Consider the following 13,029-nt stretch of genomic DNA (forward strand, 5'->3'; position numbering starts at 1 on the left):
TGCCAGGCATCAAATAAAACAAAAGGCTCAGTCGAAAGACTGGGCCTTTTGTTTTGTCTGTCGTCCGTCCTGAATAGCGTAGGCAGTAAAAACCACCTGATGTGGTTCTGACTAAGAAATAAAAAACCTGCCATTCCCTTGTATACGCCAGATGCTCGCCCATTTCCATACGACAACCTCACCTGAAATCCTTCCTGGTCATCCAGAATAATCATTCCCCTGCTAACTAAATTCGCAGTTATGGTTGCACAAACATCGGTAACAAATGTATAACATCTGTCTTACTAAATAATAAACAACATTGGCCGACAAAAGCATCGGATTATGGCAGGAGAAATATTGGCATGGCAGAAAGCACTGTAACGGCAGACGACAAACTGACAAGTAGTGATACTCGTCGCCGCATCTGGGCAATAGTAGGGGCCTCTTCAGGTAATCTGGTCGAGTGGTTCGATTTTTATGTCTACTCATTCTGTTCCCTCTACTTCGCCCACATCTTCTTCCCTTCTGGTAACACTACCACTCAGTTACTGCAAACAGCCGGTGTTTTTGCTGCGGGCTTTCTGATGCGTCCAATCGGTGGCTGGCTATTTGGACGCATAGCCGATAAACATGGTCGTAAAAAATCAATGCTGTTATCGGTGTGTATGATGTGTTTCGGATCTCTGGTTATTGCCTGCCTCCCTGGTTATGAAACTATCGGTACCTGGGCTCCGGCATTATTGCTTCTCGCGCGTTTATTCCAGGGATTATCCGTTGGTGGCGAATATGGCACCAGCGCCACCTATATGAGTGAAGTTGCTGTCGAAGGGCGCAAAGGGTTCTATGCTTCGTTCCAGTACGTCACGCTAATTGGCGGTCAGTTGCTGGCCTTACTGGTGGTGGTTGTTCTACAACATACTATGGAAGATTCTGCTCTTAGAGAGTGGGGATGGCGCATTCCTTTTGCGTTAGGAGCGGTGTTAGCCGTTGTGGCATTGTGGTTACGTCGTCAGTTAGATGAAACTTCACAACAAGAGACGCGAGCGTTAAAAGAAGCGGGGTCAATGAAAGGATTATGGCGCAATCGCCGTGCATTCATCATGGTTCTCGGCTTCACTGCTGCGGGTTCTCTTTGTTTCTATACCTTTACCACCTATATGCAGAAATATCTGGTGAATACTGCGGGAATGCACGCTAACGTAGCAAGCGGCATTATGACTGCGGCATTGTTTGTATTTATGCTCATTCAACCGTTCATTGGCGCGCTGTCAGATAAGATTGGACGCCGAACCTCAATGTTATGCTTTGGCTCTTTGGCCGCTCTTTTTACCGTCCCCATACTATCAGCATTGCAGAACGTCTCATCTCCTTATGCCGCTTTTGGTCTGGTGATGTGCGCCCTGCTGATAGTGAGTTTTTATACATCAATCAGTGGAATACTTAAGGCTGAGATGTTCCCGGCACAGGTTCGCGCATTAGGTGTTGGTCTGTCATATGCGGTCGCCAATGCTATATTTGGTGGTTCGGCGGAGTACGTAGCGTTGTCGCTGAAATCGATAGGAATGGAAACGGCATTTTTCTGGTATGTGACATTGATGGCCGTGGTAGCGTTTCTGGTTTCTTTGATGCTGCACCGCAAAGGGAAGGGGATGCGTCTTTAGTGATGCGCTATTTGCCAGACGGTATAGCCGGTAGTTGCACCGGCTATATCCCAGGCAAAATCCTTCCAGCTCCAGCCGCTCCCCTCAGGGCGGCTATCCCAAAGCTCTTTTGACACTCCCAGCCCTACAGAGAACACCAGCCCGAACATCGCGCTGCGGTCGCGACTCATCCCCTGATGTTGCGCGTATTCATTTCCTGCGGCGGAAAGCATCGCCGAGGCGATAAAGTGTTGAGCTTTATCCTGCCCGCTCCAGCTATCGTTAGCCATATGGCTGCATCCAGAAAGTAACAATAGCAAACAGATAAAAAGAATACGCAACGCGGCCTCCAAATAACAAACCCCGTACAGGACGGGGTTCAGATTACAGGATACGGCTAATTAATCGGTCGATGCGGATGCGGCGCAAACGGCGGATAAGTTTGCGAACTTTTACCGGGTAATCGGCAATACTTTGCAGATCGCGGTAGTGCTTAACAATGGTGGTATGCTCGCGGATCAGAGCCAGTTCTTTTTCACGCTGCGGCGCAAGCTCCAGTTGTGGATCGTGGATCAAAATGGCGTTTTCCAGATCCAGACGCCAGGCGCGTGGGTTCAGGTTATTACCGGTTATCAGCATCCACTTATCATCAACCCACATTCCTTTCAGGTGATAAGTATTATCGTCATCTTTCCACAAACGGACCACTAACTGGTCAGTATTGACGTAATACTGCAAACGACTCAGGAAGCGACGCAAATTAATCTCATAAAGATAAGGCAACGCGCCAATTATCTTGAATGGCTCATCTTCCGGAATATAGAAGTCATTCGCGGTTTTATCACCAACGATAATTTCGACCTTTTTCCCTTCACGCAGCAACTGGATGATATTGCGCACCAGGATTGCCGGCAGGTTGAAGTATGGCGTACAGATAGTCAGTTTCTGTTCTGCACAGGGCATCAGATGGAAAATGGTCTTGTTCAACAGACTCGATTTCCCCAGCCCCACCAACGGCGTTACGGAAAGCTGATCGTTGTCGGCATCTCCCTGGAAATGATAAGCGGCATCGCGCAGCTCCTGGCGAAACAGGCGAATGTCGTTCTTGATTTCCGGGCTTTTTGGGCGATGTTCATCATCCAGACGGTTAACACCGCGACCATTCATAATATTCTGCGTAACCCATTCAAACATAATGTCTGACATCTTGCGGTTACGAATCAGATGGTAACGGTCGTAGCGGTATTTATCGTGCTGATGCAGATAAACATCGTTCAGGCTGGCACCGCTGTAAAGTACGCTATCGTCGATGATAAAGCCTTTAAAATGCAGAACGCCCAGGGCTTCACGGGTATTGATGGGTACGCCATAAACCGGAACATCTACGCCCGGATTTTCCTGCGCCATACGGCAGTACCAGTCAGCGTTAGTGTTAGATGCCGCAGCGCCAATGCGTCCACGTTGCGCACGATGCCAGTCGACCAGCACCCGCACATCCAGTTCCGGACGCTGCCGTTTAGCCTCATATAGCGCGCTCAGAATGCCTTTGCCACCATCATCCTGTTCGAGATACAGGGCGACAATGCAAATGCGCTGCTTCGCGCTGGCTATTTTTTCCAGCAGCGTCTCCCGGAAGTCGGCGGGAGCGTAAAAGAAATCGACATCATCAACTGATTGAGAAATCTTGGGTAGTTGGGCAAGGTGTTGTTGATGTTTATTACGCTTAAATTTTGACAACATCACAGTGCATTTCTTCTCTGTTCATTGAAGGGTCCTCTGTGCAATGCAGACGACATAAGCGGGCAATAATAACACCAGTCCCGATTAAGTGGTCAACATTTCCAGTACCTTACTCATGATTCCTCGCGCTGGGCAAGATTTAGCGTAAGCCCAACGATCCCCTCTTCGAGCTGGATATCGACGTTAAACCCGAGCTTGCGGGCCAGCGCCACCATGCCACGATTGTTTGGCATCGTAATACCATTCAGACGTTGCAGTCCGTGATCTCGCGTATAGGTAATCAACTTTTCCATTAAGCGTCGACCTAAGCCTAACCCTTTGAGATCCGAGCGAACCAGTACGGCGAATTCGGCATCGATGTTATCAGGATCGGAAATCGCACGCGTGACACCGAGGATCTCTTCCGTTTGATCAATACGTCGCACCGCCACAAACGCCATTTCCCGATCGTAGTCGATCTGCGTCATGTTAGCTAAATCTTCATGGGTGAATTCGTTGATCTCGCTAAAATAGCGGTAATAAAGATCTTCTTTGGTGACTAGCGAAATAAATTGCTGAAGCTGTGGCTCATCTTCTGGCAAAATCGGGCGGAACAAGCAACGTTCACCGTTTTTCAATTCCACCCACTCTTCCAGCTGATGCGGGTACGGGCGCACTGCCAGCCGACTCTCGCTATCGCCTTCAAACGGCGCGATATCCAGCGTGACATCCAGCGCGGTAAATTCACTGCCAGAAGCCAGCAAAGGATGAATATCCAGACGCTGAATTTCCGGGCAATCGACAATCAAGTTGGAAACCTGCACCAGAAGCTGGCTCAAGCCTGCTACGTCGAGTGGACGCAGTGCACTGCGCGCACGAATCTTTTTACTTTTTATTCCCTGAATGACCAGATAACGGGCCAGGTTCATGTTCAGCGGCGGTAATGCGACGACGGCTTGATCTTCTGGACGCCACTCCACACCGCCTTCACCAAGCATGATCAACGGTCCGAAAACCGGATCCTGCTCGACCACTACCCGCAACTCCTGGGCGCCAGCACGGTTAGCCATACTTTGCACCAGCAGACCGTGGATCCGCGCCTGCGGCCAGGCCATTTTTACGCGATCGAAAATAGCGTTCGCGGCTTGCTGGACTTCATTGGCTGTACGCAGGTAGAGCATGACGCCCTGAACTTCCGATTTATGTGGAATATCCGGCGAACGCAATTTCAGTGCCACAGGATAACCAATCTGTTCAGCAATATGCACCGCTTCGGTGCTGTCGCTGGCAATCCAGGTGGGAAGCGTGTTCATGCCATACGCTTGCAGGATGGGCTGAACTTCATGGGTATCGAGCGACGTTGCTCCTTCGGCAATCGCCTGTTGCAACAGAAGATGCGCTTCTGCGGTATTAGAGGTCAGATTGCTGGGCAGTGCCGGCGTTTCGCGTAGTTGCTTCTGGTTACGTCGGTACTCCACCATATGCATAAAAGCGGTGATGGTTCCTTCCGGAGTGCGGTAGGTCGGCAGCCCGGCTTCGCTGAATAAACGTCGCGCCTCTTGCGAGGAGTGTTCGCCGCACCAGTTCGTCAGCAGAGAGACATACTTGCTGCGTGGGTGATGTTTTACCGCTTCAATTAATGCCAGTGCGCTTTCTGTGGCGGGAGCCGCGGCACTGGGCGAATGAATAACCATCAGCGCATCAAAATCCTGGCTGTGGAGCAGAATATCCAGCGTTTTAATATAGTGCTCACTGCTGGCGTCATCGCGCAGATCGAGCGGGTTAGAGATTACTACATGTTCTGGCAGCGCATTGCGTAGCTTCTGGCAGGTTTCTTCGCTTAGCGTTGCCAGCTTGCCATTGCGTGACCATAAGGCATCCAGCGCCAGCGCAGCTGGCGCTGCACCGTTGCTGATAATCATCAGTCGGTCGCCACGCAATGGGCGCATATGGCTAAGAGTTTCCACTGCCGAAAACAGTTCGTGAGTGTCCTGCACTCGTAATAAACCGGCACGCTGAATAGCCGCATCCCATGCCGGGTCCATTCCTGCCGTCGTGTTGAGCAGTCGCTGTGCTGCCGGGCTACGTCCGCTTTTAATTACCAGAATCGGTTTATTACGCGAGGCACTACGGGCCGCCGAAACAAAGCGTCGCGCGTCGCTTAACTGTTCGAGATAGAGCAGGATGGCGCTGGTTTTACTGTCACGCGCCAGATAGTCGAGCAATTCATCAACGTCGATATCCAGGCTGTCGCCGAGCGCAATAAAGTAGGAAAAGCCCATCTCACGCTGTTGCGCCCAGTCGAGGATGGTGTTGGAGACGGCAGCCGATTGCGAAATAAACGCCAGCTTGCCGCGTTTAATCGGCACAGGCGAAAAGCTGGCATTCAGACCTTGCCACGGCGCCAGTAATCCCAGACTGTTTGGTCCAAGCAGGCGCATGTTATGGCGCTGGGCGCAGGCGCGGAGATCTTCGTGTTGCGATGTCGGGGCAGAAAGAATAATGCAGGTTTTACAGCCTTTTTCGCCGAGTTCTTCCAGAAGCGCCAGATTGCGGCTGGCATTGGTACACAGCACAGCAAGGTCGGGCGTAAATGGCAGACTGGCGATATCCGGCCAGGCCAGTACGCCTTGTACCGCTTTCCAGGCCGGCGTCACCGGTAACACCGGTCCGTTAAAGCCTCCCGCCAGCAGGTTACGCATCATCAGGTAACCTGCGCGATTGGGTTTCATCGATGCGCCAATTACCGCAATCGATTTTGGTCGCAGTAGTGCTTCCAGTCCTCGCTGACTCATACCGGTCTCCCGCAGAAGTGACCGAATGATTTTAAACGCTTTCTAACTGTTCTGCTGTGATACTACCCAGATGTTGCGTTTTTCCTGCCAGATAGCGTGTTTTAAAGCGGGTGAAATGCTCGCCTAAGCTGGCCGCAGCCCTGGTATCGCCCGCCATATCTAAAAGTGCGATAGCCACTTCAGCGGTACAATATTGGCCTTCAGCCTGGGCTTCACGCAGGCGATAGGCAGAAAGCCGGGAAAGATCGACGGAAATGACGGGGAGATTATCCAGATACGGACTTTTACGAAACATCTTGCGCGCTTCCGGCCAGGTACCATCGAGCATGATAAACAGCGGTGGCTTACCGGAAGGCGGGGTGAAGATCACTTCCCGGTGCTCATCAGCATATGAGGCGGGAAAGACCACCATTGGTTGATAATCCGGGTTTTGCACCAGAGCCAGCAGTTCTTGTGATGGTTCGGTACGCGACCATTGAAACGCAACGGTATCAGGTAAAATATCAGCAATCAGACGCCCGGTGTTACTTGGCTTCATTGGCTCGGTGTCGAACATCAGCAAACAGAAGCGACTTTTTGCTTCCGCTGGGGTAATTGTCGAACAGAGACATAATTTCTCAGGCAAAAGACAGCGTTGGCAGCGACGAACGCGATTACCGCGGGCAAGAAAAGGACGTGTTGCGCGCGCAATACGTTTGGCGCGTAACTGGAGAACAGCGTTTTCGGTCATAAGAGAGCGTCGAAAAAACGCCATTGTCGCAGAGGAGAAAACGGGGCACAAGATGCGCCCCGGTAAGATTAAAGAGATTCGTTCAGCCAGCTGTCGAACGGCGCTTTCGGTACTGCGCCATTAAGCATGTCGACAACCTGACCATTTTTGAAAATCATGATCGTCGGAATACTGCGAATACCAAAGCGGCTGCTTAATTCACGTTCAGCTTCGGTATTCACTTTCACAAAGCGCACTTTACCGCTACGCTCTTGCGCAACATCTTCAAAAATTGGCGCGAAGTTACGGCAGGGGCCGCACCACGGCGCCCAGAAGTCGATCACCACAGGTAGATCATCTTTCAGCAATTTGTCGAGCGTTTCACCGGTCGCATTAATCACCTCTCCGTCAAACAAGTCGTGACCGCAGCGTCCGCATTTTGCCGCATCTTCGATCCGATCGTCGGGAATGCGATTGATGGCCTGACAATGGGTACAAACGGTATTCATAACTAACCTCGGGATGAGTAAGGAGACTTATCGGCAACGACGCCGGTATGTTTCTAATATGTTACATATTATCGGGAACATTGTTCTAGACAACAATCTGTTTTATTCAATGGGTATGATAGACGTAGGCTTTGGAACGAAATCATGGCGAACCGCGCGCACTTCGGGTAATCTGCGCGCTTCGCGCAGCGCTGGTGGAGAAAAGCATGAACGATGAAATGAAAAGCAAAAGCGGCAAGGTCAAAGTGATGTATGTCCGCAGTGATGATGATTCTGATAAACGTACCCATAACCCGCGTACCGGGAAAGGGGGCGGGCGTCCAGGAAAATCTCGTGCCGACGGTGGCCGTCGCCCCGCCCGCGATGACAAACAGAGTCAGCCCCGTGACCGCAAGTGGGAAGAGTCGCCGTGGCGCACAGTTTCCCGCGCGCCTGGTGATGATGCGCCGGAAAAGGCCGATCACGGTGGCATCAGTGGTAAAAGTTTTATTGATCCGGAAGTGTTGCGTCGTCAGCGTGCGGAAGAAACCCGCGTCTACGGCGAAAACGCATGTCAGGCACTGTTCCAGAGCCGTCCGGAAGCAATTGTTCGCGCCTGGTTTATCCAGAGCGTAACGCCACGTTTTAAAGAAGCATTGCGCTGGATGGCGGCAAACCGCAAAGCGTACCATGTGGTGGATGAAGCTGAACTGACAAAGGCGTCAGGTACGGAGCATCACGGAGGCGTGTGCTTCCTGATCAAAAAGCGTAACGGTACAACCGTGCAGCAGTGGGTAAGCAAGGCTGGTGCGCAGGATTGTGTACTGGCGCTGGAAAACGAATCTAACCCGCATAACCTGGGCGGTATGATGCGTAGCTGTGCGCACTTTGGCGTGAAAGGCGTTGTGGTGCAGGATGCGGCACTGCTGGAATCGGGGGCGGCTATCCGTACCGCAGAAGGCGGCGCAGAACATGTTCAGCCGATTACTGGCGACAACATTGTTGACGTGTTGGATGATTTCCGTCAGGCGGGCTACACCGTGGTGACCACTTCCAGCGAGCAAGGTAAACCGCTGTTCAAAACCAGTCTGCCAGAAAAAATGGTGCTGGTGCTGGGGCAGGAATATGAAGGGTTACCGGATGCCGCACGTGATCCGAACGATTTGCGCGTGAAGATTGACGGTACTGGCAACGTTGCTGGACTGAATATTTCTGTCGCAACTGGCGTTCTGCTTGGCGAATGGTGGCGTCAGAATAAAGCCTGATAAATCAGCCGGGTGGCAACTCTGCCATCCGGCATTTTCCCGCAAATTTACTCACTCTCTGCCGGTAATACAGGCATCCAGTCAATCGGCGTCTCGCCACGTTGTTCCAGCCACTGATTTGCCAGCACAAAATGGTTACAGCCAAAGAATCCACGATGCGCAGAAAGCGGTGACGGATGCGGTGCTTTCAGTACGTGATGGCGTTGCTTATCTATAATCGCCCCTTTCTTTTGCGCATGAGATCCCCACAACAAAAACACCACGCCTTCGCGATGCTGATTAATCAGGCTGATGACTTTATCAGTAAACGTCTCCCAACCGAGGCTGGCGTGGGAATGCGCCTGACCTGCGCGTACAGTCAATACGGTATTGAGCAGCAGAACGCCCTGACGCGCCCAGCTTTCGAGATAGCCATGCGCCGGGCGGGTAAAACCTGGAACGGTATTTTCCAACTCTTTATACATATTCAGTAATGACGGCGGAGTGGGGATACCGGGGCGAACAGAAAACGCCAGGCCGTGAGCCTGTCCGGGGCCGTGATAAGGATCCTGGCCGAGAATCACGACTTTGACATCGCCTAACTCGGTATAACGAAAGGCGTTAAAAACATCTTTTTGTGGCGGATAGATAGTGATGCCGGATTGCCGCTCGCTGGCGACGGTCTGAAGGGTATTAAGAAAATAGGGTTGTTGCTTCTCTTCAGCCAGCACGTCATGCCAGGTTAATTCGTTAGCCATCTCGCTCTCCTGCGAATCTTCAATCCGCCTAGCTTAACTGCTTCTTTCTACAGAGCAAAATCAAGCTCATTTTATAGACATAATCGACTGTAAAAAAATGTAAATTGGTAAAATTTCACACCCGCATAAGTTGATGTAAAACAATAAAATCCACTTGCCTCCACACTTGGCGTGTGTTTTTTATTGATTTAAATCAAAGAAGCAGGGGTCTTTGAGGAGTATATATACACTCAAGCAACAATGGTTTTACCAATTGGCCGCGACAGGCTGATCAAATCAAATAAATTTTGCCGGGGAGGCATCACATGATTACAGGTATCCAGATTACTAAAGCCGCTAACGACGATCTGCTGAACTCTTTCTGGCTGCTGGACAGCGAAAAAGGCGAAGCGCGTTGCATCGTTGCGAAAGCAGGTTTTGCAGAAGACGAAGTGGTTGCAGTAAGCAAACTGGGTGACATTGAGTACCGTGAAGTTCCAGTAGAAGTTAAACCAGAAGTTCGCGTAGAAGGTGGTCAGCACCTGAACGTAAACGTTCTGCGTCGTGAAACTCTGGAAGATGCAGTTAAGCATCCGGAAAAATATCCGCAGCTGACCATCCGTGTATCCGGTTATGCAGTTCGCTTTAACTCTCTGACTCCGGAACAGCAGCGCGACGTTATCGCTCGTACCTTTACTGAAAGCCTGTAAGGCTTAAGTAGCAAGTTACTAAGCGGAAGAGGGCGACCTCTTCCGTTTTTTTTCATTAATAGAAAATACGTACCGCGCAATAAACCAGCAACAGTGCCAGCACGATATTTAACTGGCGACCATACTGGCGAAACAATCGCTGAAACAGATGCCCCGCCAGGCCCAGCACACATTGCCAAACGTCCCAATCATTGCCAGCAAAACGCTGACGCCAACTACCCAGCTTAACGCCTGCGTTTGCGGCAGGACAAACGTCGATAGTGCCTTAATGCCGTACAAAATGATTTTGACGTTCACAAACTGTAGCGCAAAGCTTGCCCAAAAGCTGATCGGTTTTGCCTGAAGCCCGTCTTCCTTTGTTGGGCTGGTAGCGATTTTCCACGCCAGCCAGACAATATATGCCGCCCCCGCCCAACTCAACAGATGCACTGCCGCCGGGTCAATAACAGCCAGTGAAAACGAAATTCCCGCGCACAGTAGCATGACGATTAAAAATCCCAGACTCATCCCCGCCAGTACGCGGGTACTCTGACGAAACCCATGCGACGTTGCAGAACTAAGGGCGAGAATATTGTTTGGTCCTGGCGTGAGGGCAGTAATCAGGGTGTAGGTCCAAAAAGCACTTAAAAGGGTCGGTGTCACTTGTTATCTCCTCTGTTTTGGTAGACAGTACCCGACACAAAACATTTAAAAAAATGAATGTTTTCACATTCTAAGTTCGATATTTTCGATAGGTGTGGGATTATGGATCTGCGCCGTTTTATTACCCTAAAAACCGTGGTGGAAGAGGGTTCTTTTTTGCGAGCTTCGCAAAAATTGTGCTGCACACAGTCGACGGTGACTTTTCATATTCAGCAGCTTGAACAGGAGTTCTCGGTACAGTTATTTGAGAAAATTGGCCGACGGATGTGCCTCACTCGCGAAGGCAAAAAGCTGCTGCCGCACATCTATGAACTCACCAGAGTAATGGATACGCTTCGCGTAGCTGCCAAAAAAGAGTCGGAGCCGGACGGAGAACTGCGCGTTGTTTCGGGCGAAACGTTGCTCTCTTACCGTATGCCGGAGGTGTTGCAGCGTTTTCGGCAACGCGCACCAAAAGTGCGTTTATCATTGCAGTCACTGAACTGTTACGTGATTCGTGATGCACTACTGAATGATGAGGCAGACGTCGGCATCTTTTATCGCGTAGGGAATGATGATGCACTGAACCGACGTGAGTTGGGTGAACAATCGCTGGTGCTGGTGGCTTCACCGCAAATTGCAGATGTCGATTTTACTGAGTCGGGAAGACATAACGCCTGTAGTTTTATTATCAACGAACCACAATGTATCTTCCGCCAGATATTTGAGAGCACGCTTCGCCAGCGGCGGATCACGGTGGAAAACACCATAGAGCTTATAAGTATCGAAAGCATCAAGCGTTGTGTCGCGGCCAATATCGGTGTCAGCTACCTGCCACGCTTTGCGGTGGCAAAAGAACTTGCGAGCGGTGAATTAATTGAATTGCCCTTTGGCGAGCCGTCGCAGACCATTACAGCAATGTGCGCACACCATGCCGGAAAAGCGGTTAGCCCGGCGATGTACACTTTTATTCAGTGTGTTGAAGAGTGTTTTGTGGCTGGATAAAAAAATGCCGGGCTTAAACCCGGCATTATGATTACTCTTCTGTTGTTTGCGGTGGCACGCCCGTTCCGCTTGGTTTACGGCGCTTACCAATATTTTTGGTATCGCGATGGCGTTTTTTCACCCGCGGCTTCTCTTTCTCTTTAGCCTTTTTCTTCTCGGCGCGTTTTGCCAGTACTTTCTTCGATGGCTTGCCAGTCTGTTTCTCGCTTGGTGCACGCGTTTTCGGGCGTAACTCATCAATTACGCGAGCTTTAATCGGCTCTTCAATGTAACGGCCAACTTTGCCCAGCAGCAAATGGTCATGAGCTTCAACCAGCGAAATCGCAGTGCCTTTACGACCAGCGCGAGCGGTACGCCCGATACGGTGCAAATAAGTATCGCCACTGCGCGGCATATCGAAGTTAAAGACGTGGCTGACATCCGGAATGTCAATGCCGCGTGCGGCAACGTCGGTTGCAACCAGCACGTTAACGCGACCTTCGGTCAGGCGTTTAATCGCTTCATTACGCTTGCCTTGTACCATCTCACCTTCGAGATAGCAGTTGTTGATGCCCGCTTCGCGCAGCCAGTTTGCCAGCTCATGCACACGCTCACGCTTACGCACAAATACGATTGAGCGAGTCGCTTCAGGCTGTTTTAACAGATGCACCAGCAATGCGGTTTTATGCTCAAGATCATCGGCGCGGTAATACCACTGATGGATCTTTTTGCGCTCACGGGTGGACGGATTCGCAGAAACTTCCACCGGATCTTCCAGCAGACGCTCTGCAAAGTCCTGAATCGCATCGCCTTCCAGCGTTGCTGAAAAGAGCAGGGTCTGTTTACGCCAGCGCGTTTCGCCAGCAATATGTTCGATATCCTGAGCGAAGCCCATATCCAGCATACGGTCAGCTTCGTCGAGGATCAGCGTTTCAACCGCGCGGCAATCGAAGTTCTCTTCTTTTATGTATTGCAGCAGACGTCCGGTCGTGGCGACCACGATGTCCTGGTTTTCGCTGAAAACTTCTGCGTGGTTCATATAGGCCACGCCGCCGGTGATAGTGGCGATATCCAGATGCGTATGTTTCGCCAGTTCGCGGGCATGATCGGCCACCTGCATCGCCAGTTCGCGAGTTGGGGTGAGGATCAAAATACGCGGCGGACCGGATTTCTTACGTGGGAAATCGAGCAGGTGCTGCAACGCTGGCAGCAGATACGCCGCCGTTTTACCGGTGCCTGTCGGCGCAGAACCGAGTACATCACGGCCATCGAGCGCAGGCGGAATGGCGGCAGCCTGAATGGCGGTCGGGCGAGTGAAACCTTTATCCTGGAGGGCTTCCAGCAGGCTTTCGTCGAGTTCAAGTTCGGAAAAAGTCGTTACAGTCATGTTCTACCTCTGT

General features: G+C 51.1%; 11 protein-coding genes and 1 pseudogene. 4 read left to right on the top strand and 8 right to left on the bottom strand.

Annotated features, from left to right (window positions below; all coding sequences use genetic code 11):
• The first annotated feature begins 344 nt into the window (after positions 1-344).
• Positions 345-1,643 carry an alpha-ketoglutarate permease gene (gene kgtP / locus FEK43_RS08960; RefSeq protein WP_135407581.1) on the top strand — a complete coding sequence of 433 codons (1,299 nt, stop codon included), beginning with the start codon at positions 345-347 and terminating at the stop codon, positions 1,641-1,643.
• Here the strand turns inward: kgtP and FEK43_RS08965 are convergent.
• The 5 genes from FEK43_RS08965 to trxC all read right to left on the bottom strand — a co-directional run bounded on the left by FEK43_RS08965 (position 1,640) and on the right by trxC (position 7,354).
• Positions 1,640-1,963: a YfiM family lipoprotein gene (locus FEK43_RS08965; protein WP_131162547.1), complete on the bottom strand. Its 324-nt coding sequence runs from the start codon at positions 1,961-1,963 to the stop codon at positions 1,640-1,642. The two genes, kgtP and FEK43_RS08965, sit on opposite strands and share 4 nt — an antisense overlap.
• A gap of 43 nt (positions 1,964-2,006) precedes the next feature.
• Positions 2,007-3,362 carry a CDP-diacylglycerol--serine O-phosphatidyltransferase gene (gene pssA / locus FEK43_RS08970; protein WP_130207600.1) on the bottom strand — a complete coding sequence of 452 codons (1,356 nt, stop codon included), beginning with the start codon at positions 3,360-3,362 and terminating at the stop codon, positions 2,007-2,009.
• A gap of 113 nt (positions 3,363-3,475) precedes the next feature.
• Positions 3,476-6,136 carry a protein lysine acetyltransferase gene (pat, locus tag FEK43_RS08975; protein WP_135407578.1) on the bottom strand — a complete coding sequence of 887 codons (2,661 nt, stop codon included), beginning with the start codon at positions 6,134-6,136 and terminating at the stop codon, positions 3,476-3,478.
• Positions 6,137-6,167: 31 nt separating this feature from the next.
• Entirely contained in the window at positions 6,168-6,866 is a 699-nt protein-coding gene (tapT, locus tag FEK43_RS08980) for a tRNA-uridine aminocarboxypropyltransferase (protein WP_130207572.1), read from the bottom strand.
• A gap of 68 nt (positions 6,867-6,934) precedes the next feature.
• Positions 6,935-7,354: a thioredoxin TrxC gene (gene trxC, locus FEK43_RS08985; protein ID WP_001098726.1), complete on the bottom strand. Its 420-nt coding sequence runs from the start codon at positions 7,352-7,354 to the stop codon at positions 6,935-6,937.
• Positions 7,355-7,560: 206 nt separating this feature from the next.
• Here trxC and FEK43_RS08990 point away from each other — a divergent pair, with 206 nt between their 5' ends.
• Complete coding sequence (locus tag FEK43_RS08990) at positions 7,561-8,598, top strand: tRNA/rRNA methyltransferase (RefSeq protein ID WP_130207570.1); 1,038 nt, start codon at positions 7,561-7,563, stop codon at positions 8,596-8,598.
• Positions 8,599-8,645: 47 nt separating this feature from the next.
• Here the strand turns inward: FEK43_RS08990 and ung are convergent, their stop codons facing one another.
• Positions 8,646-9,335: a uracil-DNA glycosylase gene (ung, locus tag FEK43_RS08995; RefSeq protein WP_135407576.1), complete on the bottom strand. Its 690-nt coding sequence runs from the start codon at positions 9,333-9,335 to the stop codon at positions 8,646-8,648.
• Between the two features lie 305 nt (positions 9,336-9,640).
• Here ung and grcA point away from each other — a divergent pair, with 305 nt between their 5' ends.
• Positions 9,641-10,024, top strand: coding sequence for an autonomous glycyl radical cofactor GrcA (grcA, locus tag FEK43_RS09000; RefSeq protein ID WP_000627804.1), 384 nt, complete (start codon positions 9,641-9,643; stop codon positions 10,022-10,024).
• 55 nt (positions 10,025-10,079) lie between these two features.
• Here the strand turns inward: grcA and eamB are convergent.
• Positions 10,080-10,666, bottom strand: a pseudogene (gene eamB, locus FEK43_RS09005) (cysteine/O-acetylserine transporter).
• 102 nt (positions 10,667-10,768) lie between these two features.
• On the opposite strand from eamB, the gene FEK43_RS09010 reads away from it, so the two are divergent.
• Positions 10,769-11,650, top strand: a complete 882-nt coding sequence (locus FEK43_RS09010; RefSeq protein ID WP_130207564.1) for a LysR family transcriptional regulator — start codon at positions 10,769-10,771, stop codon at positions 11,648-11,650.
• Between the two features lie 31 nt (positions 11,651-11,681).
• On the opposite strand, the gene srmB is transcribed toward FEK43_RS09010, so the two are convergent.
• Complete coding sequence (srmB, locus tag FEK43_RS09015; protein WP_000219193.1) at positions 11,682-13,016, bottom strand: ATP-dependent RNA helicase SrmB; 1,335 nt, start codon at positions 13,014-13,016, stop codon at positions 11,682-11,684.
• Between the last annotated feature and the right edge of the window lie 13 nt (positions 13,017-13,029).

This window comes from Escherichia sp. E2562 (genome assembly GCF_005781075.1).
Classification (GTDB): domain Bacteria; phylum Pseudomonadota; class Gammaproteobacteria; order Enterobacterales; family Enterobacteriaceae; genus Escherichia.